The following is a 25021-nucleotide window of genomic DNA, read 5'->3' as shown; positions in this document are numbered from 1 at the left end:
TGCGAAGTCGGCTGCATAAGTTGACTTCCCCTGCATTCCACGCTATGCTTGTTTCATCACCGCCCAAAAGGCGGCTTTTTTATTGTCCTTCCGCGTCCAGCTCCCCCTCCACTGCGGCCAGCGCGAAGGCGTATTCCTCCGCGATCTCTTGCAGGGCGTCGTACCTTCCGCTGGAGCCGCCGTGTCCGGCCCCCAGGTTCGTCTTCAGCACCAGTTCGCCGCTGCCCGGCTGCCGCAGGTCACGCAGGCGGGCAACGTACTTGGCGGGTTCCCAGTAGGCCACGCGGGGGTCATTCAGGCCGGTCGAGACGAACAGGTGCGGGTAGGTCACCGCCTTCAGGTTGTCGTAGGGGCTGTAGGCGCGCATGCCAGCGTAGGCCTCCGCTTCATTCGGGTTGCCCCACTCGTCGTACTCGCCGGTGGTGAGGGGGATGGACTCGTCGAGCATGGTGGACAGCACGTCCACGAAGGGCACGCCCACAAAGGCCGCGCGGAAGAGGTCGGGGCGCAGGTTCAGCACGGCGCCCATCAGCAGGCCGCCCGCACTGCGGCCCATCGCCACGAGGTCGGTCGCCACACCGCTCGCCCGGAGATGTTCGGCGGCGGCGATGAAGTCGGTGAAAGTGTTCATCTTGTGCGCGAGCCTGCCCGCGTCGTACCAGCGGCGGCCCAGCTCGCTGCCGCCCCGGATATGGGCGATGGCCCACACCCAGCCCCGGTCCAGCAGCGGCAGGCGCACAGAGCGGAACTCCGGGTCAATGGGAAAGCCGTAGCTGCCGTAGCCGTATAGCAGCGTCGGCGCGGGGAGGGGCGTGTCCCGGCGGCGGACCAGGCTGACGGGGACCCGCTCGCCATCGGGGGCGACCGCCCAGGCCTGCTCGCTGACGTACAGCGCCGGATGGTAGTTGGGAACCGGCGTGACCTTGATCAGCACTGTCTCCAGGGTGTTCAGGTCGAGGTCGAGGTGTTCGGGGGGTCGGGTGAGGCTGGTGTACAGGATGCGGGCGGAAGTCGTCTCGAACACGTGGTTCGGGCCGATCTTGACGGTGTAGCTCGCCTCGGGAAACTCGACCCGGCGGGCCGCGCCGTAGCCTTCGGCGAGGCGGGGCAGCACCCACAGGCGGGTAAAGCCACCTTCACGGCCTGAGACGAGCAGGTGCGAGCGGAAGAGGTGCATCCCGGTCAGGTAACGCTCCGGATCGTGGGGCAGCACGTCCGTCGCGTCGGCCCAGGTCAGCCCCGCCTGTTTGGGCAGGGTGACCAGCCGGAACTCGGACGCGCCTCCCTGATTCGTCAGGGCGAGCCAGTGGTCGCCACCGTCCGTGACCGAATACTCGGTGCCGCGCTCACGGGGCAGGATGAGCTGGGGGCGCGCTTGCGGATCGTGCGCGTCCAGCGCGTGCCACTCGGAGGTGACCCCGGCCTCGCTGGCGAGCAGCAGCGTGTCCCCGTTCTCGGAGAGAAAGGCCCCCACGCGGAAGGTCGGGTCATCCTCCTGGTACAGCAACTCGTCCGTGTCCTGCGGCTGGCCCAGGGTGTGCCGCCAGAGCTGGTAGGGCCGCTGCGTGGCGTCGTCGCGGACATAGTACAGGTGGGAACTGTCCGCGCCCCAGGCGAGCGTCCAACCGCCGACGCCGGTCAGGGGAGCTTCGGCCAGTTCGCCGGTCCGGGTGTCCAGCACGCGCAACTCGAAGACCTCCTGCCCGGTCGTGTCGAGCAGGTAGGCCCAGTACCGTCCGTCCGGGCTGGGGCGGGTGGCATACACCCAGACGTTCGCGTGGCCTTCGCGCTCCTTCAGGGCGTTCAGGTCGAGCAGCACCTCCTCCTCTCCTCCGCCGAGCGGACGGCGCAGGAACATCGGGTGCGCCCTGCCCTCCTCGGTACGGGTGAAGTAGGCGAAGTCGCCTTCCGGCACGGGCGGCTGGTCGTCGCGCTCCTGCACATGCGAGAGGAGTTCCTGGTAGATGGCCTGCTGGGTGCCGCGCAGGGGCGCCATCACCTCGTCCAGCCAGGCGTTCTCGGCGTGCAGGTAGGCCAGGACCTCCGGGTCAGCCTTGCCCTGCGTCTTCAGCCAGTGGTAGTCGTCGGGGCGGGGCTCGCCGTGCAGCTCATGGGTGAGGTGCTTCTTCGTGGCGCGCGGTGGGGTGACGGTCATGCCCGAGCGTACCAGGGACGCTACCCTGGCCGCATGTTTCGCCGTGACCCCCTCCGCGCCGCCCTCTCGGGGGTGGAGGAGGTGCTGGGCCAGGACCTGCGGGCTGCCCTGCCCCTCCTCCGGCTGGCCCTGCGGCGCGGCGGTGTGCTGGGAGCGGCGCGGGAGGGCCGGGTGGTCCTGGCCGGTCTGGGCGGGGTGCCGCGTGACGGCGTCTTTGAACTCGCCAGCGTGACCAAGCCCTTCACGGCGGCGCTGGCGGCCCGGCTGGTGCAGGAGGGGCGGCTGGGGTGGGACGCGCCGCTCTCGCGGCTGGGGGGACCGCTGCGGGGCTTTCCCCCCTTCGTGACTGCGCGGGCGCTGGCGACCCATACGGCGGGCCTGCCCCCGCACCCGGCGCGGGCACTGGTGACCAGCTTCACCCGCTTTCAGGACCCCTACGGCAGCATGAGTGCGCGGGACGCCCTGGCGAGTGCGCGGCGCTGGGCCAGTCCCCGCGTGGCGGGCCGCTTCGCCTATTCCAACCTGGGCGCGGGCGCGCTGGCCTTGGCCCTCGCCTACGCCGCCAGCGAGGAGGTCAGCGCGGCAGGCTACGGACGGGCCCTTTCGCGGTACGTGACCGGGCCGCTGGACCTGGACAGCGTGGCCCTGACCCCGCACCCCGCGCGGCTCGTCACGCCCACCGCGACCCTGCTGGGCGAGGGCGTGACGGGCTTCGGACCGCTGGTCGGGGCGGGCGGCCTGTTCGGCACGGCGGCGGACCTCCTGGCCTTTGGCGCGGCGGAGCTGGACGGACGTGCGGGCGAGGCGTGGCGGAGCGTGATCAGGCCCCCCGGCCTGCCCCCCCACCTGACCGGCGTGGCCCCCGGCTGGTTCCAGACCCGCGAAGTGTGGTGGCACGACGGCGTGGCGCGCGGCACCCGCACCGCCCTCGGCTTCCGCCCCGCAGACGGCGCGGTGGTGACCCTGCTCGTGCGCGGCGGCCTGCCGCTGCTGGGCGTGAGGGGGGCGGTGCCGGGAGCACTGCTGGCCATGCTGAGTGGCCCGAAAGCTGACCGCTGAGAGTCTTGGGACTTCCGCGAAACGCGGTTCTCGGCGGCAGAGGGAAATCTCGGTTTCCCACACTGGGACGGCTGCGCCGTCCTCCCCCCTCCCGGCCTCCCCCACAAGGGGGGAGGAGTAAGAAGCCGCTCTACACGCTCTCTCCTTCCCAATCGCGCAAGTCCTAAGCTGAAGCCCCTGTCTTTTGTCTTTTCAAAATTCTGGAGGCGACGGCCAAGTTCCACCTTTCAAATGGGCAGGCAGAGCAGAGGAGCTTTCGGGCCGCAGGCCCGCAGCCGCCAGGTGGAAATCAGCAACTTCCAGGCAGGAACCGTCCACGCCCCAAACATCTCCGCCGCTGAACGAGTCTCCCGTTGCCGAGCGCAGCGGAAAGCTCCCCCTGCCCTCCGGTGGGAGGTAGGGGGCTGGGGGGTGGGGGGAATGCCTTCCAACTCAACCGCCCTAACAGAGCAGCCGCTTTCTCCACCAGCCCCCCAGAGCTTCCTACGGCACCAGCCAGGTCACCGCCCGCGCATCGTTCAGACCGCTCAGCAGCGTGGTCGCGCGCCAGTTGTTCTGACTGAGGCCGAAGAGAACGTCGTAGCTCACGAGGGACGTGCGGGTCAGGGCGTAGAGGTTCCCGTCGAGCGCGAAGGTCACGTCCCGCAGATCGGTGAGAAAGTCCACGTTCGCGGCGCTGCTGCGGACCCCGTCCCAGAGGCGCAGCGGTTCGGTGGGGTTGCCGCTGAGGGACGTGTCCCGCCACGCGGCGATCAGGTTCCCACTGACACCACTGCCCGCCGCCGTCCACAGCCGGTCCACCCGGCTGGTCCCGAAGGCCGTCAGCGTGGCGCTGGCGTCGGGGATGCCGGTGCCCCGCAGCGGCTGCACGCCGGTATCGGTCGCGGCGTACACCACGCCACCTGCGGGAGCCGGGGCCAGGTCGCGGATGGCGGGCGTGGGGACGGGCGTGCTCACGTCGGCACGGTCGGCACCGGTCGTGGTGACGGCCGCCCGCATCACCTCGCTGCCGCCACTCAGCGCCGCGCGGGCCACGATGCCTACGTCCACCCCGTTCTCGCGCACCAGGGCCAGCCGGGTGGGCGGCACGTCCAGGGTGGGCGGGGGCGGCGTGTAGGTCGGCAGGGCCGCGCGCCACACCAGCGAGCCGTCGGTGCGGTACAGCGCGAGTTGCTGCGTCCCGTTGGCCGTGCCCCCGCTCCCGCACTGGCTGAGGGTCAACAGGCGGTCACGCTGCGCGTTCAGCACGGTCGCCGTCAGGCAGGGGGGCGTGAAGCCGGGAACGTCGAAGGGCGGCGCGAAGGGCTGCACGTCCCCCAGGTTCACGTCCCGGCTCTCCAGGCCCGCCGCCAGCGTCAGGGCCAGGCGTTTGCCGCCCGGCAGCGTGTCGAGGGTTACGCCCCCCTGCACGCTGACGCTGGGTTCGGCGGGAGCGGGGGTGACGCCGCTGCTGCCGGTGGTGACGGTGCGGACCGTCCCGCCCCCGTCGGTCAGCACGGCGAGGCGCAGGGGCGGGGCCGCCTCCTCGGTGCCGGTGCAGGCGGCCAGCAGCAGCGCGGTGAGGGGCAGAAGCAGGGTGCGGTTCACGGGGAACACCTCCGGGAAAAGCGGGACGGGGCCGCGAGAAAGGCTAGGGTGTGCTGGGATTCAGCGGCAGCAGCGGCACGTTCAAGCCTTCCGTCCCGTACTCGAACAGCGGATAGCTGGTGCTGCCGGGCAGGCTGATGCCCAGGCGGTAGCGGCGCAGGCTCATGTCGATCTCGGCCTGGAGGGCCCAGCAGCAGCGGTCGATGGTCAGGCCGATCACCGGGGCCAGGGGCGCGGGGTTCTGCCGCACGCCGTTTTGCCAGGTGAAGGTCTGCCGCAGGCTGGCGGTCAGGTACGCGCCGGGCTTCGGGCCGTTGCCCAGAGCGACCGCCACCCGGACGGGGTCGAGGATCAGGGTGTCGGTGGGGATGTCGTCGGGGTAGATGCCGGTGCGGAAGCGGGTGTAGACGGCGCGGCCCGACAGCGCCACCCGCGTGCCGAACTGCCAGTCGGCGTTCACGTCGGCGCGCACCAGTTCGGTCCGCGGCTGGTCCAGCCCCGGCGTGTTCACGACCGCCGCCAGGCCCAGCCGCTGCCCCGGGCGGGTGGCGCTGAGGGTGCCGGTCACGGTGGGCCGGGTGAAACCGCCCCGCCGCAGGTCGTAGGGGCCGCCGTAGATGAGCTGCCAGTTGGTGGCGAGGCCGGGCGCGGTGCCCACGCTGAAACTTACGGTGCCGCTCTCCCGGACGTTCTCGGGCTGCTCCAGCGCCAGGTCGTGCGCGGTGGCGACGGTGTACGTGCCGCGCCAGGTCAGGCTGTAACTGCCGGTGATGCGCGGCGTGAGCAGGTTCAGGTTCTCGCGCCCATTGAAGCTGACCGGGTTGAGCACCGTGTCCTGCCGGGTCACGCCGCTGAACTCCGCCCCCACCGCACTCAGGCGCGGCGTCTGGATGTCGTGCGTGGCGTACACGCTGAAGCTGTTCGCCCGGTTGTCCCCGGTGACGGTGGCGCGCACCGTGAACGGCTGATAACCGCTCGTGCGGGTGTAGCCGCCGCTGGCCGTCAGGGTGAGGCTGGGGGCGGGCCAGACCGCGCGGAAAGGCCGCGGCTCGCCCGGACGCGGCGGCAGCGGGGTGAAGGCGGAGCCGCTGTCCCCCAGCGTGAGACTGAAGTTGCTGCTCTCCAGTTCCCCGGTCGCGAAGTTGTGGGCCAGGTTGTAGCTGAGGTTCAGCGGAGCGCGGTTCACGTTCAGGCGGAAGGTGGTGGGGGGCTGCTGGAACCAGGGCAGGAACAGGTCGCGGGTGTAGGTCACGCCAAAGGAAACGTCCTTCACCGGCACGGTGTTCAGGTCGATGGTCAGCGGGGCGCTGAGCTGGCGGCCATACAGCGCGTCGAAGGCGAACGGGCTGGTGCCCTCGATGCGGATGTAGTGGTAGCGGGCGGTGACGGTGTTCGTCACGTTGAAGCGCTGGGTGAGCTGCCCGCCCACGTCGAGCTGCACGGTCCTGGCCCCGGTCCCGTAGTAGCGGCCGGTAAAGGTGTTTTGCAGCGCCAGGTCCGCGTTCTTCCAGGGCTGGGCGGTGTAGCTCAGGCTGTGCTGTTCTTCCAGCCGGGTGGTGCTGATGTTGATTCCCTGCGCCGAGGCGCTGCGTGAGAGGGGGTTACTCTGCGCCGTGTAGCGGCCCGCCGTGAACCGCGTGTCGGCGCTGAAGTTGCCCTGCGTGTACGGCTTGGGGTCCACCACGATCTCCGGCTGCTTGAGGGGCAGGGTCAGGGCGGTGGTGGGTTCGGGACCGAAGCGGTCCACGTAGTTGAACTGCGCGGCAAAGCTGGGGTACTCGACGTTCGCGGTAAAGGCGACGCGGGTCACGCCGCGTTCGGGGTCGGTTTCCGTGCGTCCGATGTCGCGCCGCACCACGTTGAGGCTGTAGTCCAGGTCACGCACCGCGAGCGCCAGGGGAATCCGGCCCCGCACGCTGAAGTCCAGGTCCACGTCGTAGCCGACCTGCCGGGTGCCGTCCGCCGCGAAGGGCTTGGGATTCGCCAGGGTGTAGAGGTCCAGGCGGTCCACGAAGGGCAGCGGCGTGTAGGACCGCAGGCTGACGCCCAGGCCCAAGCTGGGATCGCGGTTCTGGTAGTACCGGACCAGGGTGGTCCCCAGCGTGTTCGCGCCGATGCTGAAGGGCAGGTCGGCCTCGACCGTCACGCCGTCGGGGGCGCCGCTCCCCACCGCCAGGCGAGGCTGGCGCTCGGGGTCGTTCAGCGGGATCACCACGACCGGCAGGTACAGCACCGGGTAGTCGGCCAGCAGGAGCTGCGCGCGGTAGGCGACCAGGCGGTCCCCGGGATACAGGAGCAGCCGCTCGGCGCGGAAGGCGTAGTCGTTGGGGGTGCGCCCGCACTTGGCGCAGGGGGTGAAGTACCCGCCGGTGGCGCGGAGCTGCCCCGGAATGCGCTCGACCTCCTGCCCGCGAATCTCGATGTCGGCGTCGCTGATCAGCACGTCCTCGCCGGTGAGCTGCTCCTGGGCCAGGTCCACCACCAGGTTCTCGCCGCTGAGGTCCTGGCCGTCGCTGGCGGTGTGGTAGGTGGCCGCCCCGATCAGGGTCAGGGTGCGGCGGGTGCGGTTGTACTCGACGCGCGTGGCCCGCACCACGTCGTCGTCCACCCGCAACTCCACCAGACCGCCGTTCTCGCCCCCGCCGATGATCACGATTTCCTGGTCGTCCAGGCGGCGCAGTTCCAGCGTCTGCGCCTGCACGATCCGCACCGTGCGCGCGCCCGCCTCCCCCAGCGCGAACAGGCCCAGCAGCGAGGTCAGGGCGACCAGTGCCCCCCGCCTCAGCCGCCGGGTCCGCTTCCGGGGCGCCTTATTCGCCATGTGAGGAGGTCAGCGCGAGCGGAGCCGGGGGAAGCAGGGCGGGCAGCGGCCGGACCTGGGCCAGCACCGCACGGCCGGTGCCCGGCACGGCGGCGAGCTGGCTCAAGGCGGTGCCGGGATAGTAGAAGCCCAGGATACGCAGGTGGTCCTGGCCCTGCTGCGCCAGCCCCCGCGCCCCGTACTGCGAGAGGCCGACGCCGTGCCCCGACCCCGACCCCTCCACGACCAGCGGCGTGTCCGGGCCGACCGGACCGCTGAGGACCGCGCGGCTGCTGGCCGCCCCCAGCGCCCGCACGAAGCCGCCCGCGTCAGCCCCGTTCAGGCGGGCCACTCCCGCCGTCCCGGTGAGGGTGACCTCCTGCGCGCGGCCCGACTCGCTGGCACGGGTCACGCGCACGTCCCGCAGCGTCCCCACCCGGACCCGATAGGCCGCCGCCGCCTGCGCCACCTGCGCGGCGCTGACCTCCAGCCGCCAGTGGGCCCGCGGCCCACCCACCGAGTACGGGTCGGCCTGGGCGATCAGGTACGGCAGGTCCCTGCCCCAGACCTCGGCGCTGGAGGCGGTGAAGCCCCCGGAGTCGCTGGAAAAGTAGGTGCTGGCGGGCCGCCCCCCGAACGCGACGACCTGCCCGGCGGTCGCCCGGACCGCGGCGTCGGTGCTGACCTTCTCGGCGGCCACGCCCCGGTAGACCTGGCAACTCTCGGTCGCGCAGGTGTCGTAGGGCAGCGCCGGGTTGATGCGCGCCGAGACGTAGGTGCGGGCGATCACCGCCTGGGCGGCCAGGGCGGCGGCGGGCCAGCCGGGCGGCATCTCGGCGGGCACCACGCCGCGCAGGTAGTCCTCCACGTCCAGCACGTTGATGGCCTGCACGCCGCCCCGCTCGGCCCGCAGCAGCACGCCGCCCCGGTAGGTCTGCCCCGCGACGGTGACCAGACTCCCCGGCGCGGGCGGCAGGTACAGCGTGGGGCTGCCCGCGTCCTGGCCGTTCAGCCGCAGGTTGGCCCCGCCCGCGCTCACGGTCCAGGCATTCTCGGGGACCGGGGCCGCCGCGAGGGAGGAGGCGGGGTCGGGCGCGGCCGTGACTGGCAGGCGCACGGTGAGCTGCGGGCCGCTGGCCACCAGCACCCGCACATTCAGTGCCTGCGCGGCCGAAAGGGCACCCGAACCGAGCGCCAGCGTAAGCATCAAGGAGCGCATCTGTCCCGGGAGTATACGGGGCGCCCTCTGTGCGCGGTCTGACAGGAACGTGAGATGGAGCAACCTCTCTCGCCCCCAGACCCAGCCCTGCCCCGGCAGACGGCATCATGGGCAGCATGGCGGGCAGTTCGGGAACAGGCGGGGCGGGAGCGGCAGGGCGGGTCTGGGCCCACGTCGGGCAGGCGTTCGCGGAGACGGCCTACGACGTGGTGGTGGTGGGCGCGGGCCGCATGGGCACCGCCTGCGCGCTGTTCCTGCGGCAACTTGCGCCGCACCTGCGCCTGTTGATCGTCGAGCGGGGCGGCCTCCCCAACGAGGAGGGGGCGACGATCCTCGCGCCGGGGGTCTGGACCGCGCTGGACGTGCCGGGGGGCCGCGAACGGGAAGCGGCGTGGGTGCGTTCGGCCCTGGAACACGACTTCGGAAATGTGCAGTTTCAGCCCCGCCCCCTGCTGGACCTCCACCGGGCGGAGGGGACGGGCCGCGTCCCCAGCACGGACCTCCTCGCACGCTTTCCGGCCGCCGCCGGGCTGTTCGGTCCCACGGCCCTCCCCTGCGGGCAAGTGGACGAGCAGGCCGCGACCTATCGCCCCGGCGCGGTCGCCCTCGCCTGCGGGCAGGGCGCGGTGCGGGCGGGGGCGGACCTGCTGCTGAACACGCACGCGCACCTCACTCCGGGCGGGGTGAGGCTGGACCGCCTGACCGTCACCAACACCCATCAGATCGTCACCCACGAGACGCACGGGCTGGGGGCGGGCGTGGTCGTGGTGGCGATGGGGGCGGACGGGCCGCACGCCGCCGAACATGATCTCGGCCTTCACACGGCCCACGGGCGCGCGTACCGCCAACTGCCGCGCCTGAACACGCCCAGCACCGACCAGACCCCTACCCTCCGTGCGGGCGGCCTGACCCTGCGCCCCCAGCACGGCGGCTTCACCCTGGTTCCGCCCATCCATCACCGCGACCCGCACGGCTACCGGCCCACCGGGGGCCGCCTGACCAGTGTGCCCGTCGGCGTGCGCCGCGAGACGCTCGAAGACCTGATCCGCCTGATGGACGCCCTGCCCCCACTGTCAACGGACGCCCTGGAGGTCGGCCACAGCCTCGCGGACGTGCCAGGCGCGTGGCTCGCGCTCCCCCAGGGCCGCGTGGGTGCCCCACCCACCCACCAGCGCCTCACGGACGGCGTTCACCTCCTCCTGGGCGGTCCCCTGGCGGACACGCTCGGCCTCGCGGTGGCCTATGACCTGGCAGGGGCGGTGGCGGGGGTGGAGGGGAGGCCGTGGGAGTGAGGGGGGCCGTGAGCCATGAACTCAGGACTGACGCCAGTAGAGAGAGAGGGAGAAGTGTGTCATGAAGAGCGCGTCCGGAGAGAAGAGAATTGACACCGCTGCACGCGTCATCAAGGCGCCACCGCCCGTCATCTATCAGGCCTGGACAGACCCTCAGGCCCTGATGACGTGGCTTCCCCCAAAGGGGATGCGAGGCCACCTTGATGCATTCGATCCCCGAGAAGGCGGGATGTACCGGATGGCGCTCACTTATCAGGAGGCAGACCACGGCGCGCCCGGCAAAAGTTCGGAGCACACCGATGTGATCCGGGGGAAATTCTTGCAACTGGTTCCCGACGAGCGAATCGTGCAACTCGTCGAGTTCGAGTCCGATGACCCAGCCTTCGCCGGGACAATGACCATGACCTGGGCCTTGAGGCATGTTTCAGGAGGGACAGAAGTAATTTTCCGCTGTGAAAATGTACCGACCGGAATACGGCAGGAAGATCACGATGAGGGCTTGAGGGCGAGCCTCGAAAACCTCGCCGCCTTCACTGAACGCGGGGATTGAGGCCAGTCTGGGGAGCAAAACTGGATCACTGCCTCAATGACTTTCTGGCGTGTTTGATTTTCAGAAACCTCACCGCATTCTAGAGCCTTTGTCGTAAAGATGCCTTTGTTTTTGACCCTCTCCCCTGGTGGGACTTGCAAAGCTGAGGAGTGGCATCCCCAGGGGCGTCCGTTCACGACGATTGCGAAGCAGAGAGGGCCTGGCGAAGCAAGGGGTGCGGGAGTCTTTTTGACCAATGCTCCGGGGCCTGCTTGTCTACCCCTCCCGCCCCCTCCCCTCCACCCCACCCCTATGCTGCCCCTATGAAGGCGGCGCGAATTATTGGCAGGTTCGGGGAATAACGCTTCCGGCCCACGCGCTGCACGTTTCCCCCGCAACCGTAGCGGGGGATTTTTCTTTTCGGGGAGACAGATGACGCAGACGCAGGACTTCAAGCCGGGGACGCTGGACGCGCAGGACGTGCTGCGCCTCGCGCTCACCAGCAAGGTGTACGGCGCGGCGGTGGAAACACCCCTCAGCGCCGCCCCCGGCCTCAGCGCCCGCACCGGGAACGCGGTATGGCTCAAACGCGAGGACCAGCAGCCGATCTTTTCCTTCAAGCTGCGCGGGGCCTACAACAAGATGAGCCAGCTCACGCCGGAGGAGGCCGCCCGCGGCGTGATCTGCGCCTCGGCGGGGAACCACGCGCAGGGGGTGGCTTACGCCGCGCAGCAGCTCGTCCTCCGCGCGGTGATCGTGATGCCCGCGACCACGCCCGAGATCAAGGTGCAGGCGTGTCGCCAACGCGGCGCGGAAGTGGTGCTCTATGGCGACTCCTTCAGCGACGCGGAGACGCACGCCTACGCCCTCCAGCAGGGGGGGGGCCTGACCTTCGTACATCCCTACGACGATCCGCTCGTGCTGGCCGGGCAGGGCACCGTGGCGCTGGAACTGCTGCGGCAGGTGGAGGCGCCCCAGGGGTACACGCTGTTCGTCCCGGTGGGCGGCGGCGGCCTGATCGCGGGCGTGGCGGGGGTGCTCAAGGCGCTGCGGCCCGACGTGCGGATCGTGGGCGTGGAGCCGGACGACAGCGACGCGATGTACCGGAGCCTTCAGGCCGGGGAACGGGTGCGGCTCGATCAGGTCGGCATCTTCGTGGACGGCGTGGCGGTGAAGCAGGTGGGGGCCTACACCTTCGACCTCACCCGGCGCTACGTGGACGACTGGGTGCGGGTGACCACCGACGAGGTGTGCGCGGCGATCAAGGATGTGTTCGACGACACCCGCGCGGTGATGGAACCTGCCGGGGCGCTCGCGGTGGCGGGTCTGAAGCAGTACGCCCAGGAGCGGGGCCTGAAGGGGGAAACGCTGGTGGCCCTGACCGGTGGCGCGAACGTGAACTTCGACCGCCTGCGCCACGTGGCCGAACGCGCCGAGATCGGCGAACGGCGCGAGGCGATCCTGGCCGTCACCATCCCCGAGCGGCCCGGCGCCTTCCGTCAGTTCATCGAGGTGATTGGCCCGCGCGCCATCACCGAGTTCAACTACCGCTACGCGCCGCGTGCCGACGCCCGCATCTTCGTGGGCGTACAACTCACGCACCCAGCGGAGCGGGCGGAACTGGCAGGCGCCCTCACCGCGCGGGGCTACGCCGTCACCGACCTCACCGACGACGAACTGGCGAAGGTCCACGTGCGGCACATGGTCGGCGGACGCGCCCCCGAGGCCGTAGACGAGCGCGTCTATTCCTTCACCTTTCCCGAGCGCCCCGGCGCCCTGCTGGAATTCCTGACCCATCTCCACGCCCGCTGGAATATCAGCCTCTTCCACTACCGCAACCACGGCAGCGCCCACGGCCGCGTGCTGGCCGGAATTCAGGTGCCGGACGCCGACCTGGGCGACTTCGCCGCCTTTCTGGGTGAGCTGGGGTATCCGGCAGAGGACATGACAGGGAACGCGGCGTATCGGCTGTTTTTGACGTGAAGGCGTTAGGAAAAACCCTGACTCCTAATCCCTCCCTCCTCCCTCCGGCAGCTCCACCACCCGCACATTCCCGTCCCGCGCGCTCAGGTAGGCGAGCCTGCGCCCATCGGGGCTGACGGACCAGTCGCCCTGCCGCACCTGGTCGCCCAGGTCGCCCAGCGTCCGCCAGACGTTCGTCCGCAGGTCGTACTCGCGCAGGACGTGGGGACCGCCGCCAGGTTGCAGGGGAATCAGGAGCAGGTGGTCCGCGTCGCGCCAACGGTAGGCGCCGAAGGCGTCGAGCTTGCGCGCTGTCCCGCCCCCCGTGGGCTGGAGCCAAAGGCCGTTCCGGGTAGGCGAGTCGAAGGCGACGTAATACACGACCTGGGCGCCATCGGGGCTGAGGCTGACGCCCCGGAAGGCCAGCGCGGAGGCGAGCGTGCGCCGCGCCCCGGTGCGGGTGTCCAGCGTGAAGAGTTCGCGGTCGCGGTCGGTGGGATTCCGCTTCCCGGTCAGCAGAAGTGTGCTGTCGTTCAGCCACCCCACGACGTCCCCGCCGTACACCGTGGCGACCTGCCGGGGCGTACCGAACACGTCCGCCACGAACACGCGGGTCGCGCGGCGGTCGTAGTTCCCGGTCGTGTCACCGCGCGTATAGGCCAGCCGCGTCTCGGCGCGGTTCCAGGTCACGTCCGCGCCATAGGTCGGCAGCGTGAATTTCCGGCCGTCCGCCAGACGCTCCAGCGTCGTGTTCACGCCCGTGCCGGGCCGCACCGCCCACAGCAGGCGGGGCGAGTAGAAGGCCACGCTGGAAAAACGGCGGGTGACCGGTCCACCTTCTGCCGGAACCTGATAGATACCCGTGCTACCCCGCGCGGGCGGGCCGTCCAGAAAGAGGAGCGCCTGCGAGTCGGGGGTCCACTCCGCCCCCGGACAGCAGGTGCCGCTCAGCACCGCCTTCGACGGCAAGGTGGCCGCGAGGGCAAACGCCCCCAGGGCGATGATCAGCGTCAGGACCCCCCATGTCAGCAACCGCTTCACCGCGCACCTCCCGGCGCGGGTGGCCAGGGCCGGGCAAAGTCGTTCAGCAGGGGGCCGCCCCGCCGCACCTCCGGCTGGGATTCGGGCGTCTGCCACTTGCGGGGGGCCGAGAGGTCATACTCGTACCCGCGCCCGAAGCTGCCCGCCAACGCCAGCGACTCCCAGTCGGCCGCGATGTACGGCACCGGGTTGAAGAGGCGCTGGTGCGAGCGGTCGCGGATTTCCAGATGCAGGTGCGGCGCGCTGATGCAGGTCAGCTGCGAGTCGCCGCTCTCCGCGATCACCTGCCCCCGCGTCACCCTTTGCCCCACCCGCACGGACGCCCGCTTCAGCAGGTGCCCGTACAGGCTGCTGAGGTTCCCCGGGTGGTCAATGACCACGTTATGCGGCGGGCTGCCGTGCGGGCCGTCCACCTCGGCCACCACCCCGTCCCCAATGGCGCGGACGGGTGTACCACACGGGGCGCTGAAATCCAGGCCCGCGTGCAACCCCTGGAGGTTCCCGTACGTGCTGCGCCGCTGCCGGTACGCCCCCGTCGTGTTCCCGTACCCCTGGCCCAGCAACCAGGTGTCCGGCCCCGGCGCGCCCGCGAACGGCAACCCGAACTGCCGCGCGGGTTTGGCGATCACGCTCTCCGGCAGCGGGGGCGCGTAATGGGCCAGCGCCACCCCCAGCCCGGCGAGCAAGGCACCCGTCGCCCCCTTTCTCAACAGGCACGTTCTGGTCAACATGCACGATGCTGCTCCACGCGCGGAGGCACGACGGTGGGAGGGGTTACAGGAAGGGAGGCGAGGCGCAGGCAATAAAAAAGCCGCCTCTCGGGCGGTGATAAAAAAAAGATAGCTTGGGATGCAGGGGAAGTCAACTTATGCAGGCGGGTATTCGCCCGGTGACGAAAAATCCTCTTCTGGAAAGGCGGAGGCGAGAGTTTCTCGCTGCCATGTCAGCCGCCGCCCACGCCCCCCTGCCCTCTCCTTTACACGCTTGATGTGCATTACAGGATCGTGTTTAGGGTGACGAGGTGTTTTCCTCGGCTGGCACGAGGGCGAGCTTCGCCCGCCACCCCTCTCTCCAGCCCTCTGCAAGCAGCTCTACGAGCCTCCCGCAGGGGGAGAGGGAGAAAAAGACCTGTCTGGGACGATGAGTTTTCTATCGCACATCAAGCATTTTGCAGGGGGCGGGTTAACGGCTCCCCCTACTCTTCCCGCACGAACTCCGGCGCCCGCTTCTGCTTGAACGCCGTCACCCCTTCCTCGTGTTCCCAGTGGTCCCCGGCGAGTTGCTGCAACTCGGCCTCGCGGTCGAGGGCCTCGTCCAGCGTGCTGGTCATCGCCGCCGTCAGCGCCTGCTTGGTGAGCTTCAGCGCGTGCGCGGGCCGGGCCGCCAGCCGTTCGGCGTAGGCCTGCACGTCCTCGCGGAAGGTTTCGTCAGGGTAGACTTGCTCGCACAGGCCCAGGCGCAGCCCGTCCTCGGCGCTCACCCGCTCGGCCAGGGCCATCAGCTCAAAGGCCCGGTTATAGCCGACGGCGCGCGGCAGGAACCAGGTGCTCCCCGAGTCCGGCACCAGCGCGATATTGGAAAAGACCTCGATCAGTGTGGCCGACTGCGCCCACAGCCGGATGTCCCCCGACAGCGCCAGGCTGGCCCCCGCTCCCGCCGCGACCCCGTTCACGGCGGTGATCACCGGCTTGCCCAGCCCGCGAATCGTGCGAATCAATGGGTTATAGGTGCGCTGGAGATGTTCCGTGAAGCTCAGGTTCCGCCCCGACACGCCCCCCAGGTCCTGCCCGGCGCAGAATCCCCGGCCCGCGCCCGTCACGACGACCACCCGCACGGCCGCGTCGGCTCTGGCCGCCTTCAGTTCCTCCGTCAGCGCGAGGAGCAGCGCGTCGTTCGCGGCGTTCAGCCGGTCGGGGCGGTTGAGGGTCAGGGTACGGACGCCCGCGCGGGTTTCGGCCAGAATCACAGGTTCGCTGGTCATGGGGGCAGCGTAGCGTGTCCGGGCGGGTGGCCTGCGGCCTGCCGAGGCGGCCACCGCTTTTTCCACAAGCCACGACCGCCAGGCTGTCAGCCCCTTCCCCCTCCGCTACACTCGCCCCGATGACTGACTCCCCTTCCCCCGTCGTCCTGGCGCTGGACGTGAGCAAATCGCGCATCGGGTTCGCGGTGAGTGCCGGGCGGCTGGCCTTCGGGCGGGGCAGCGTGGACCGCAAACGGCTCCCGCTGGACCTCAAGGCGGTGCGGCTGAAGGTCGCGGAGACGGGCGCCGAACTGCTGCTGCTGGGGCTGCCCCTCCGCACCGACGGCGCCCACAGCCCGAGTGCCGACCGCGTGCGGGCCTTTGGAAAGGTCCTCACGGACAAGGGCTACCGCGTCGCCTACCAGGACGAACGTTTCACCACGCAGCGTGCCCGCGCCCTGGGCGCCCGCGACGAGGACGAGGCGGCGGCGGTGCAGATTCTGGAGCTGTATCTGCTGGGCCAGCCCTGAGCCGGACGGAAAAACCAGCCGAGGAACTGCCCCGTGCAGCAGTCTCCCGCTTGTCCGGCCAGCAGGCCGAATCGGCCGACGGACCACAAGGGTATGCCCCCATCAGTGACCCCTAAAAATGAAGCTCCACTAAATTCAAGCCACATCCGCCAATTCAAACTCCATGCAAACAGGCGTTTTACTGTACCCTCATACGTTTCATTTTCTTCTTGAGAAGGGCGTGAAATTTTTTACACTCCTGCACGGCATTCTTACGGCCCCTGAGAAATCTCCTAATCGAAACTAAACGGTCATGACGCATTTTGGGATTGTCTCTGAGAAGCAAATGTGATCACATTGAGGAGCTCCGACCAGGGGTTTGCTTCAGAACTGTGCACATAGCCTGTCTTTGTCCGGGTGTGACTGGGGTTTTTAGGGCAGTCAATCGACACAACGACCGAGCATCTTTCAGGAGGCTTCTATGAACGCAAAAATCGGCATCATCGCTCTCACCAGTGTTCTTCTGCTCGCAGCCTGCGGTGGGAATCCCGCGCCCGTTGCTGCGACGGAAGGCTCTGTCAGTGTTCCCACGTCCACCGGCTATACGGTGGTCATCAAGGACGCCAACGGGAACGTGATTCCCAGCAGCGACTACAACAAACTGAAGCCCGGCACCTACACCGCCACCTACAGCAAAGAAGGCTACATCTCCCAGACCCAGACCTTCACCGTCACCGCCGGTCAGACGACCAACCTGGTGGTGCCCACGCTGCTGCCCGTGGGGGCGACGGTCGGCACCGTCAGCGTGCAGAACCCCAACGGCTACATGGTCGTCATCAAGGATGCGGGCGGCAACACGGTCACCAGCGACCAGTACGGCAACCTGAAGCCCGGCACGTACACCGTCACCTACAGCAAGGAAGGGTACGTCAGCCAGACGCAGACCTTCACTGTGACCGCTGGTCAGAGCGTCTCGCTGGTCGCGCCCACGCTGGTCGCTGTCACGCCCACCACCCCCAGCGGCGCCTTCTACATCGACGCCAACGGCAAGCAGGTCGCGATCACCAAGGACGACCTGGACAACGCGGGCACCCGCTTCGTGTTCTATGCCTGGCTGGAGAACAAGGACGGCGGCATCGATCCCAGCAAGGTGGGCGGCAATACCGACGCCGGGATGCCCACCGCCGCCGAGATGCAGGAAGTCGCTCCCCTCAACACCCAGAACCTCGCGGCGGGGTACGTGGGCTACCGGGCCGCCGACGGCCAGGTGTACCCCATCGTGGGAGCCAACGTGAAGTGGGACATTCTGGAGCAGACGGGAAGCGTCCGCTTCTCGGCGGCGGATGACGGGACCCAGGCTTCGGGCGCGCCCATCAGCAAGCAGGACATCAACGACAACGCCCTCAGCGCCAACACCTACACCAACAGCGCGGGCGGCAACAACGTGCGCTTCCCCTCCAGCCGTGAGTACCCGCTGTACAACGTGACCGGCGTGAACACGCCCGACATCACCGGCTTCACGTGGACGGCGCTCAACCACGATCCCAAGTTCAACGCGGCCACCGCCCGCGTGCGCGCCATCGCCTCCGTGAACGGGACTGAGATCACCAAGCGGTTCCTCGACAAGACCTTCGCGCCCAGCGCCAAGCTGGAGATCGTCAAGGAAGCCAACCAGACGGTCGGCCTCAACCAGGACGGCAGCTTCACGGTCACGGTCCGCAACGTCGGCCAGGGTCCCGCCACCGGCATCCAGCTTCAGGACCGCCTGACCAGCGGCTCGGACGACACCTACAGCATCGGGGCCGTCACGGCGAACGGCGCGGCGACCACCACCGCCCAGGGCGACAGCGGCTTCAACTCGACCTTCGACCTCGCGCCCGGCGAGGCCCGCACCTTCACCTTCCCCGCCCGCAGCAGCGCGGTCGGCGTGTTCTGCGACACGGCCACGGTCACGCAGTACACCAACGGCGCGTTCGGCGTGGTCAGCAGCAACCTGAATGACGACGCCTGCCTCACGGTCCAGGCGCCCGAGCTGACGATCACCAAGAGCCTGGTGGACGCCAACAACAACCCGATCCCCAGCGGCCAGCAGGTCGGCCCCAACCAGGAAGTCTTCGCGGCGATCACCGTCCGCAACGGCGGCAGCGCCCCCGCGACCAACGTGGTCGTGACCGACAACCTGATCAGCGGCGCGGCGGCCAGCTACGCGATCCGTACCCAGGCCCAGGGCACCACGGCCAACGGGGACGACGGCTTCACCAGCGACCCCTTCACCCTGGCGCCCGGTGAAACCCGGACCTTCCGCTTCGGCGCGGTGGGCACGCAGGACGGCACCTACTGCGACACCGGCAGCTTCACGGCGACCAGCAACAACGGCCAGGCGCTGAACGGCACCAGCCAGCAGGCCTGCTTCGAGGTCGTCAGCCCCAACCTGAGCATCACCAAGGTCAACCAGAACCTCAACGGCACCACGCCGGTCAACAACCTGTACCCCGGCAGCAGCTACCAGAGCGTTATCACGGTCCGCAACACTGGGACGGGCGCCGCGACCACGCTGGCGGTGCAGGACATCCTGGGCAAGCTCCAGACCGGCACGCAGTACGTGAACTTCGGCAGCGGCCGCTACAGCATTAGCGGCACCGACCAGACCGGCAGCGTGACCTTCGCCAACAACACGGTCACCACCGTTCCCGCCAGCCTCACCCTGAACCCCGGCCAGACCCTCACGCTGACGCTGACCAGCACCATCCCTGCTGGCGCCCCCGCCGGGACGTACTGCGACGTGGCGAGCTACACCAGCGGCAACGGCGGCAACGGCCAGGCGCAGGACTGCGTCAACGTGGTGAACTTCGTCTCGACCCAGACGCAGATGGTGGACGCCAACGACCCCATCAACGCCAACGGGACGGACTCCACGGTCCTGACCAGCTCGCTCATCGTGGAGCCGCAGTCGAACGAGGGCGTCAACAACAACATGGTCGCCTTCAACTTCGGCTCGACCGACCCCCGCGCCCTCACGCCCGGTGTGTTCAACGTGGCGGCCACTGAGCTGTACTACGACCCCACCCCCGTTCGTGACCCGCAGACCGGCGCGGTGAACAGCGACTACACCCACAGCAGCAGCCAGCGCCTGACCGAAGGCACCGATTACACCCTCTCTGGCGCGGCCCAGGGTACCCAGACGGTCAACCTGACCTCCGGCTTCGCGATCCAGCCCGGCGGCGTGCTGTTCCTCCGCCACACGGTGACGGTCCCGGCAGGTACGGCCCCCCGCCAGTACTACAGCGGCTTCAACTGGACGGGCCGTGGCGTCAACGACGGGCAGACCGCTGGTGGTGCGTCCAGCGAACCCACCAGCGTCGTCAACCAGTAACCCCCTCTTTCCGGAAGGCACCCCCCAGCGGGGTGCTTTTCGTTGTTTCGTTGGAAGCAGCGGGAGAAAGCGGTGGCGGGCCTGCGCTTCCCGGTCCCCGAGCGGGTACGCTGGAGCATGAACCGCAACTCGGGGATGACAAGCCGGTTCTGGCGCTGGCTGGAGTGGCTGGGCGGCCTCGGACCTCCCCTCCGAACCGCGAACAGCGTGCGGCGCCCCGAGGATGACGACGAGGATGAAGGGCTGGGTGTCCCCGTTCCGGTCGGGCCGTATCCCCGGCGCGGCGGCGCGCAGGCCAGGCCGCCGGGCGAACGGGAACCGGCCCGCCGCTGACCGCGCAGCCAACTCTCTGGACCCGGTTCAGCTTGCGGCTAGAATGCTCGCACACGCAGGTTCAGCTTCAGCGGTCCGCCCACGCGGCAGGCCCCGCGCCCCCCCTCGCCCAGCTCACCGGAGGTCAGCGATGCAAGGCAACATGATGGACGTTCCCCTCACCCTCCCCTTCATTCTGGAGCGCGTCCGCACGCAGTACGCGGAGCGCGAGGTCGTGAGTCTGGTGGTCGGCGGGCGGGACGAGGCGGGACAGCCGGTGCCGCAGAAGCACCGCATCACCTACGGCGAGGTGGCCGACCGCGCGCTGCGGCTGGGGGCCGGGTTGCAGGCCCTGGGCCTGAACCGCGGCGACCGGGTGGCGACGCTGGCCGTGAACTCCTACCGGCACCTGGAGGCGTACCTGGGCATCCCGTCGGCGGGCTTCGTGGTGCATACGGTGAATATCCGGTTGCACCCCGAGCAGATCGCCTGGATTCTGAACGACGCCGGGGACCGGGTGCTGCTCGTGGAGAACCTCTTCGCGCCCCTGATCCCGGCCCTGCGCGCGGCCTGCCCGCAGCTCGAACGGGTGTTCGTGTTCGGGCCGACACCCACGCCTATCGAGGGCGCCGAGGATTACGACACCTGGGTGACGAGTCAGGAACCTTTGAGCCGCTACCCGCAACTGGACGAAGATGAGGCGGCGGGCATGTGCTACACCAGCGGCACCACCGGCAACCCCAAGGGCGTGCTGTACACCCACCGCTCGACCATCCTGCACTCGCTCGCCACCGCCCACAAGGACGCGCTGAATATCGGGGAACGGGACAGCGTGCTGCCCATCGTGCCGATGTTCCACGTGAACGCCTGGGGCATCCCGTACACCTGCGCGATGTACGGCGCCAAACAGGTGTACGCCGGTCCCTTCACCGATGGTCCCACCCTCGCCCGGCTCATGCAGGACGAGGAGGTTACGCTGACGGCGGGCGTGCCGACCATCTGGATGGGCCTGCTGGCCGAACTCGACCGCGCGAAGGCCGCGGGCCAGCCCTACGACTTGCACTGCCTCCAGCGCGTGCTGGTCGGCGGCAGCGCCCTGCCCGAGAGCCTGATCCGCGTCTTCGAGGCCCGGCACGGCCTGCACCTGGCACAGGGCTGGGGCATGACCGAGACGCACCCGCTCGGGACCGTCAGCACCATGCCGCCCGGCGTGGACGAGCGCAGCGACGAGGGGTACACCCTGCGGGCCAAGCAGGGCCGCGCCCTGCCCCTGGTGTTCCTCGACCTCCTCTCGGAGGAAGGCGAGCGCCTGCCACACGACGGCAAGACGATGGGCCGCCTGATCACGCGCGGCCCCTGGATCGCGGGCAGCTACTACGGGGGCGAGGGACAGCAGAATTTCCTCGATCTGGACGGCGAGCTGTGGTTCGACACTGGCGACATCGCCACGCTGGACGAGCGCGGCTTCATGCACATTCAGGACCGCGCCAAGGACCTGATCAAGTCGGGCGGCGAGTGGATCAGCTCGGTGGACCTCGAAAACGCGCTCATGGCCCACCCCGCCGTCGCCCAGGCCGCCGTCATCGCGATGGACGACCCCAAGTGGGACGAGCGGCCCCTGGCGGTGATCACCCTCAAGCCCGGCCAGACCGTCACCCACGAGGAACTGCGCGACTTCCTCGCCCCCAAGTTCGCCAAGTGGTGGCTCCCCGACGCGACCGTCGTGGCCGAGAGCATTCCCATCGGCGCGACCGGCAAGTTCCTGAAACGCGAACTGCGCGAGCAGTACCGGGGCTACGGGAGCGCGGGCGGCGTGGGGGCGACGGCGGCACCGGAACGGGGGGAGTAGTGGGGGTTGTAGAACGCTAAAAAAGCCCCTCCCCCTTGAGGGGGGAGGCCGGGACGGGGTGAACGGGCCGGGCGTCGAAGGCCAGTCGGAAGGGTCACGCCCTCTTTTCAGGCGACGCGGTGAGGGCAAGCTAACGCTTACCACCCCCCTCTCCTTCGGACTCGTAGAGTTGCTTGCAAAGCTGCGCCAGTCCCCGCAAGGGGGAGAGCATCCCCCTCTTGTCCATAGCTCACGGCTCAAAGCTGACCGCTGACGGCTGAAAGCTCCCCCGCCCCGTACAATCCCCCTCATGGCCGTTTCAGTGCAGGGACAGCAGGTCACCTTCTCTCCCCCGGCGGGCGCCGTTGCTCTTGTGGGCGACATGACCGACTGGAAGAAAAAACCGGCCATCCCCGTTCAGGACGGCCAGCCCATCACGCTGACGCTGCCGCGTGGCGCCTGGGTGGAATATGCCTGGCTGGACGCGGCGGGGGAGCCTTTCGCGGACCCCGACAACCCGCAACGGTCGCTGAACCCCTGGTGGCCCTACCCCCGCGCGGTCGTCGTCGGCGAGTACCTCCGCCATCCGCTGTGGCGGCTGCCCGACGCCACCCGGAAGGGCACGGCCCACCGCCTGACCTGGCAGGGCCATGTCTTTCCCGGCACCCGCCGCGCTGTCGTCTACACGCCATACGGGCATGATCCAGGCCGTCCCACCCCGGTGTACTACGTGCAGGACGGCGTGGCCTTTTACCGCACCGGCAAGCTGGGCGAGGTGATGGACCGGGCGGTGGAGGCGGGGCTGGCCTCCGGCGCAGTGCTGGTCTTCGTGGAGCCGGGGGACCGCAGCGCGGAGTACTACCTGAATGACCGTTACCTCGACTTCCTGCGCGAAGAGGTGTTCCCGCGCGTGGAGGGCGAGTTCGTGACGGTCAGCGAGCGGGGGCTGTGGGGGGCCTCGCTGGGCGGCCTGATCTCGATGTATCTGGGCAGTCAGCACCCGGAGCTGTTCTCGCGGGTGGTTAGCCACTCCGGGGCCTTTATTGCCCGGCCCGGCGCGACCGATCCGGACGGCACCATCAACACGACGACGGCGGGCGAGTGGCTGCGCGAACAGCTCACGGCTGAGCCGCCCCGCCACCTCAAGATCAGTCTGGACACCGGCACGCTCGAATGGCTGACTGGCCCGAACCGGCGGATGGCGGGCGCCTTGGCCGACACGGGCCTGCTGCACCAGTACCGCGAATATCCCAGCGGCCACAACTGGGTGACCTGGCGGGAGGCGTTGCCCGAAGCGTTCCTGTACATGCAGGGGGGGTGAGGGGAGGCGGGGCGCAGGCAGAGCCTTTCCCGCGCCCCCTCCCGTCTCACCCACCCGCCCCGCCTTCACGGCAAAATCCCCTCCATGCGTGCCGCCTTCCTGATGGCGCTGGCCCTCGCGGGCGGTGCCGAGGCCCTGACCATGACATATCCCCATTCGACGACGGTGATTCACGAGCGCGCGGGCGACTGGGCAGGCGCGGAGCTGAAGGGCGTGCAGGTGCAGGGGGACACGTTGGCCCTGGCACCGGGGGCCGCATCCGGCACCCTGACGAGCCAGCCCTTGAAAGTCGCCCCCTTCGACGAGCTGGTCCCGTCGTGGAACGCGGTCACGCCCGGCGCGGGCAGCGTGACGGTGGAGGTGCGCGCGCAGACCGGCGCGGGCTGGAGCCGCTGGTTCTCCTTCGGCACCTGGCAGAGCAGCGAGGGCCGCAGCAGCCTGAACGGGCAAAAGGACGCGGCGGGACAGGTGTTGACCGACACCCTGCGCCTGAACGCGAAGGCCAGCGCGTATCAGTACCGGGTGACACTGCGCGGCGCGGGGACGAACGTGCGGCTGCTGGCCTTCAACACGGCTGACCGCGCCCGGCGCACGGCGGGGTTGGGGCAGCCGGGCGACCGGGGCCACTGGGGCAAGGTCGTGAACGTGCCGCAGCGTTCGCAGATGCTTTACCCGGGCGGCGGCGAGGTCTGGTGCAGTCCCACCAGCGTCTCGATGATCCTGGCGCAGCATGGCCTGAACGTGACCGTCCCGCAGGCCGCCAGCGGCACCTTCGACCGCGCCTACAACGGCACCGGCAACTGGCCCTTCAACACCGCCTACGCGGGGGCGCTGGGCCTGCGGGCCTTCGTCACCCGGCTACCCAGTCTCGCGGAGGCCGAGCGGTACACGGCGGCGGGCCTGCCGCTGGCTGTCAGCCTGGGCTGGAACAAAGGCGAGTTGCCCGGCGCCCCCCTCACCTACAGTGACGGTCACCTGATGGTCCTGGTGGGCTTCGACGCCCAGGGCAACCCGGTGCTGAACGATCCCGCCGCGCCCAACGAAGCGGGTGTGCGCCGCACCTATCCCCGCGCGGCCTTCGAGCGGCAGTGGCTCACGCACTCGGGCGGCCTGAGTTACGTGATCACGCCGCCGGGGGCGAAGCTGCCCTGAGGGGTGGTCTGCCGCCTAACGGTCTGAAGGTCTACCTGTCGAGCCGCTCAAAACCCTGCCAACTGGAACTTCCAGGCGGTGAGACGGTCAGACGGTTAGACTCCTGCCCATGCACTTCCCCACCACCTGCCCCGCCTGCGCCCGTGAGGTGCCGGTGGAGTTCGCGGACAGCGCGGTTCATGACGTGATCTGCCCGGCCTGCGGGGCGCGGTACGTGGTGTTCGTCCGCAAGCACAAGTTCGAGGTGCTGTTCGACCTGGGGACGCGGGCGCTGATGGACGGCTACGCCCGCGAGGCCGTGGCGAGCTTCGCGGCGGCGCTGGAGCGGTTTTTCGAGTTCTACGTGCGGTCGTTCGCGCTGGAGCGGGCGGCGGGGGCGGAGGGGGACTTCACGGAGGCCCTCGCCGCGCTGGAGGGCACCTGGCGGCATGTCGCCAGCCAGTCGGAGCGCCAGGTGGGGATGCTGGCGCTGGCGTACCTGCTGCGCGAGGGCCGCGCCCCGGACTTCCTGACCCCCAGGGCGCTGGGCGCCGACTTCCGCAACCGCGTCGTTCACCGCGGCTACCTGCCGCGCCGGGAGGAGGTGGAAGCCTACGCGGCGCAGGTATTCGCCCTGATTGACCGTCTGCTGACCGAGCTGGGCGGGAGCACGGCGCACGCGGAACTGGCCCAGGAGCAGGCCTTCGCCGCCCATCTGGCGACCCTGCCGGAAGGGGTGACGGCGGTGTTCGAGGAGCATCCGGGCATGTTCCGCGCCCGGCGCTTCGGGGGACCGCCGGGGGACAAGGCGGCGGTGCCCGGCAAGACCGCCCCTCCCCTGAACGACGCGCAGGCCTTCGCGCGGGCGCTGGCCGAGCGGGGGCCGGGGCTAGACGTGTTCAAGGGGCGGTAGCCCGCGGCCGATGCGCCCCGCTAGACTGCG

General features: G+C 69.5%; 18 protein-coding genes. 11 read left to right on the top strand and 7 right to left on the bottom strand.

Annotated features, from left to right (window positions below; translation table 11 throughout):
* Window positions 1-79: 79 nt before the first annotated feature.
* Window positions 80-2155, bottom strand: coding sequence for a S9 family peptidase (locus tag E5F05_RS08180; protein ID WP_129118143.1), 2076 nt, complete (start codon window positions 2153-2155; stop codon window positions 80-82).
* 33 nt (window positions 2156-2188) lie between these two features.
* Between E5F05_RS08180 and E5F05_RS08175 the strand changes: the two genes are divergently transcribed.
* Window positions 2189-3214, top strand: a complete 1026-nt coding sequence (locus tag E5F05_RS08175) for a serine hydrolase domain-containing protein (protein WP_129118142.1) — start codon at window positions 2189-2191, stop codon at window positions 3212-3214.
* Window positions 3215-3697: 483 nt separating this feature from the next.
* Here the strand turns inward: E5F05_RS08175 and E5F05_RS08170 are convergent, their stop codons facing one another.
* Genes E5F05_RS08170 through E5F05_RS08160 form a run of 3 tightly spaced genes read right to left on the bottom strand, consistent with a single transcriptional unit; the run spans window position 3698 to window position 8820 of the window.
* Window positions 3698-4801 (bottom strand): hypothetical protein, encoded by a 1104-nt coding sequence (locus E5F05_RS08170; protein WP_241687087.1) that lies wholly within the window; start codon window positions 4799-4801, stop codon window positions 3698-3700.
* Window positions 4802-4844: 43 nt separating this feature from the next.
* Window positions 4845-7622: an LPS-assembly protein LptD gene (locus E5F05_RS08165; protein ID WP_129118140.1), complete on the bottom strand. Its 2778-nt coding sequence runs from the start codon at window positions 7620-7622 to the stop codon at window positions 4845-4847.
* Complete coding sequence (locus E5F05_RS08160) at window positions 7612-8820, bottom strand: SpoIID/LytB domain-containing protein (RefSeq protein WP_129118139.1); 1209 nt, start codon at window positions 8818-8820, stop codon at window positions 7612-7614. Before E5F05_RS08160 ends, E5F05_RS08165 begins: the two co-directional genes overlap by 11 nt.
* Window positions 8821-8936: 116 nt before the next feature.
* Here E5F05_RS08160 and E5F05_RS08155 point away from each other — a divergent pair, with 116 nt between their 5' ends.
* From E5F05_RS08155 to ilvA, 3 genes are all read left to right on the top strand, one after another.
* On the top strand, window positions 8937-10112 hold the full coding sequence (locus tag E5F05_RS08155) for an FAD-dependent oxidoreductase (RefSeq protein ID WP_129118138.1): 1176 nt from the start codon (window positions 8937-8939) through the stop codon (window positions 10110-10112).
* Window positions 10113-10173: 61 nt separating this feature from the next.
* The gene (locus E5F05_RS08150) at window positions 10174-10662 is read left to right on the top strand and encodes an SRPBCC family protein (RefSeq protein WP_129118137.1); all 489 of its coding nucleotides are present in this window, start codon (window positions 10174-10176) and stop codon (window positions 10660-10662) included.
* A gap of 411 nt (window positions 10663-11073) precedes the next feature.
* A complete protein-coding gene (gene ilvA / locus E5F05_RS08145; RefSeq protein WP_129118136.1) occupies window positions 11074-12624 on the top strand; it encodes a threonine ammonia-lyase, biosynthetic in 1551 nt (516 codons plus the stop codon).
* A 24-nt stretch (window positions 12625-12648) separates the two neighbouring features.
* Here the strand turns inward: ilvA and E5F05_RS08140 are convergent, their stop codons facing one another.
* The 3 genes from E5F05_RS08140 to E5F05_RS08130 form a co-directional block, all read right to left on the bottom strand.
* The gene (locus E5F05_RS08140) at window positions 12649-13644 is read right to left on the bottom strand and encodes a TolB-like translocation protein (protein WP_375791559.1); all 996 of its coding nucleotides are present in this window, start codon (window positions 13642-13644) and stop codon (window positions 12649-12651) included.
* Complete coding sequence (locus E5F05_RS08135) at window positions 13641-14375, bottom strand: M23 family metallopeptidase (RefSeq protein WP_129118135.1); 735 nt, start codon at window positions 14373-14375, stop codon at window positions 13641-13643. Before E5F05_RS08135 ends, E5F05_RS08140 begins: the two co-directional genes overlap by 4 nt.
* A 464-nt stretch (window positions 14376-14839) precedes the next feature.
* Window positions 14840-15625: an enoyl-CoA hydratase-related protein gene (locus tag E5F05_RS08130; RefSeq protein WP_129118134.1), complete on the bottom strand. Its 786-nt coding sequence runs from the start codon at window positions 15623-15625 to the stop codon at window positions 14840-14842.
* Between the two features lie 119 nt (window positions 15626-15744).
* Here E5F05_RS08130 and ruvX point away from each other — a divergent pair, with 119 nt between their 5' ends.
* The 7 genes from ruvX to E5F05_RS08095 all read left to right on the top strand — a co-directional run bounded on the left by ruvX (window position 15745) and on the right by E5F05_RS08095 (window position 24991).
* A complete protein-coding gene (gene ruvX / locus E5F05_RS08125; RefSeq protein WP_129118133.1) occupies window positions 15745-16134 on the top strand; it encodes a Holliday junction resolvase RuvX in 390 nt (129 codons plus the stop codon).
* A 460-nt stretch (window positions 16135-16594) separates the two neighbouring features.
* Complete coding sequence (locus E5F05_RS08120) at window positions 16595-19486, top strand: phage tail tube protein (RefSeq protein WP_241687086.1); 2892 nt, start codon at window positions 16595-16597, stop codon at window positions 19484-19486.
* Between the two features lie 72 nt (window positions 19487-19558).
* On the top strand, window positions 19559-19819 hold the full coding sequence (locus tag E5F05_RS08115) for a hypothetical protein (protein WP_129118132.1): 261 nt from the start codon (window positions 19559-19561) through the stop codon (window positions 19817-19819).
* A 130-nt stretch (window positions 19820-19949) separates the two neighbouring features.
* Window positions 19950-21647: a long-chain fatty acid--CoA ligase gene (locus E5F05_RS08110; protein WP_129118131.1), complete on the top strand. Its 1698-nt coding sequence runs from the start codon at window positions 19950-19952 to the stop codon at window positions 21645-21647.
* Window positions 21648-21936: 289 nt separating this feature from the next.
* On the top strand, window positions 21937-22947 hold the full coding sequence (locus tag E5F05_RS08105; protein WP_129118130.1) for an alpha/beta hydrolase: 1011 nt from the start codon (window positions 21937-21939) through the stop codon (window positions 22945-22947).
* 84 nt (window positions 22948-23031) lie between these two features.
* Entirely contained in the window at window positions 23032-24099 is a 1068-nt protein-coding gene (locus E5F05_RS08100) for a peptidase C39 family protein (protein ID WP_129118129.1), read from the top strand.
* A gap of 109 nt (window positions 24100-24208) precedes the next feature.
* Window positions 24209-24991 (top strand): hypothetical protein, encoded by a 783-nt coding sequence (locus tag E5F05_RS08095; RefSeq protein ID WP_129118128.1) that lies wholly within the window; start codon window positions 24209-24211, stop codon window positions 24989-24991.
* Window positions 24992-25021: the final 30 nt, after the last annotated feature.

Source organism: Deinococcus metallilatus, from assembly GCF_004758605.1.
Classification (GTDB): domain Bacteria; phylum Deinococcota; class Deinococci; order Deinococcales; family Deinococcaceae; genus Deinococcus; species Deinococcus metallilatus.
This window is presented reverse-complemented; position numbering and strand designations above follow the sequence as displayed.

Coding starts and splice junctions, on each gene's coding strand:
- E5F05_RS08165 (WP_129118140.1), bottom strand. CDS start 7,622: ATGGCGAATAAGGCGCCCCGGAAGCGGACCCGGCGGCTGAGGCGGGGG.
- E5F05_RS08180 (WP_129118143.1), bottom strand. CDS start 2,155: ATGACCGTCACCCCACCGCGCGCCACGAAGAAGCACCTCACCCATGAG.
- ruvX (WP_129118133.1), top strand. CDS start 15,745: ATGACTGACTCCCCTTCCCCCGTCGTCCTGGCGCTGGACGTGAGCAAA.
- E5F05_RS08130 (WP_129118134.1), bottom strand. CDS start 15,625: ATGACCAGCGAACCTGTGATTCTGGCCGAAACCCGCGCGGGCGTCCGT.
- E5F05_RS08135 (WP_129118135.1), bottom strand. CDS start 14,375: ATGTTGACCAGAACGTGCCTGTTGAGAAAGGGGGCGACGGGTGCCTTG.
- E5F05_RS08100 (WP_129118129.1), top strand. CDS start 23,032: ATGCGTGCCGCCTTCCTGATGGCGCTGGCCCTCGCGGGCGGTGCCGAG.
- ilvA (WP_129118136.1), top strand. CDS start 11,074: ATGACGCAGACGCAGGACTTCAAGCCGGGGACGCTGGACGCGCAGGAC.
- E5F05_RS08150 (WP_129118137.1), top strand. CDS start 10,174: ATGAAGAGCGCGTCCGGAGAGAAGAGAATTGACACCGCTGCACGCGTC.
- E5F05_RS08095 (WP_129118128.1), top strand. CDS start 24,209: ATGCACTTCCCCACCACCTGCCCCGCCTGCGCCCGTGAGGTGCCGGTG.
- E5F05_RS08155 (WP_129118138.1), top strand. CDS start 8,937: ATGGCGGGCAGTTCGGGAACAGGCGGGGCGGGAGCGGCAGGGCGGGTC.
- E5F05_RS08120 (WP_241687086.1), top strand. CDS start 16,595: ATGAACGCAAAAATCGGCATCATCGCTCTCACCAGTGTTCTTCTGCTC.
- E5F05_RS08105 (WP_129118130.1), top strand. CDS start 21,937: ATGGCCGTTTCAGTGCAGGGACAGCAGGTCACCTTCTCTCCCCCGGCG.
- E5F05_RS08160 (WP_129118139.1), bottom strand. CDS start 8,820: ATGCGCTCCTTGATGCTTACGCTGGCGCTCGGTTCGGGTGCCCTTTCG.
- E5F05_RS08175 (WP_129118142.1), top strand. CDS start 2,189: ATGTTTCGCCGTGACCCCCTCCGCGCCGCCCTCTCGGGGGTGGAGGAG.
- E5F05_RS08110 (WP_129118131.1), top strand. CDS start 19,950: ATGCAAGGCAACATGATGGACGTTCCCCTCACCCTCCCCTTCATTCTG.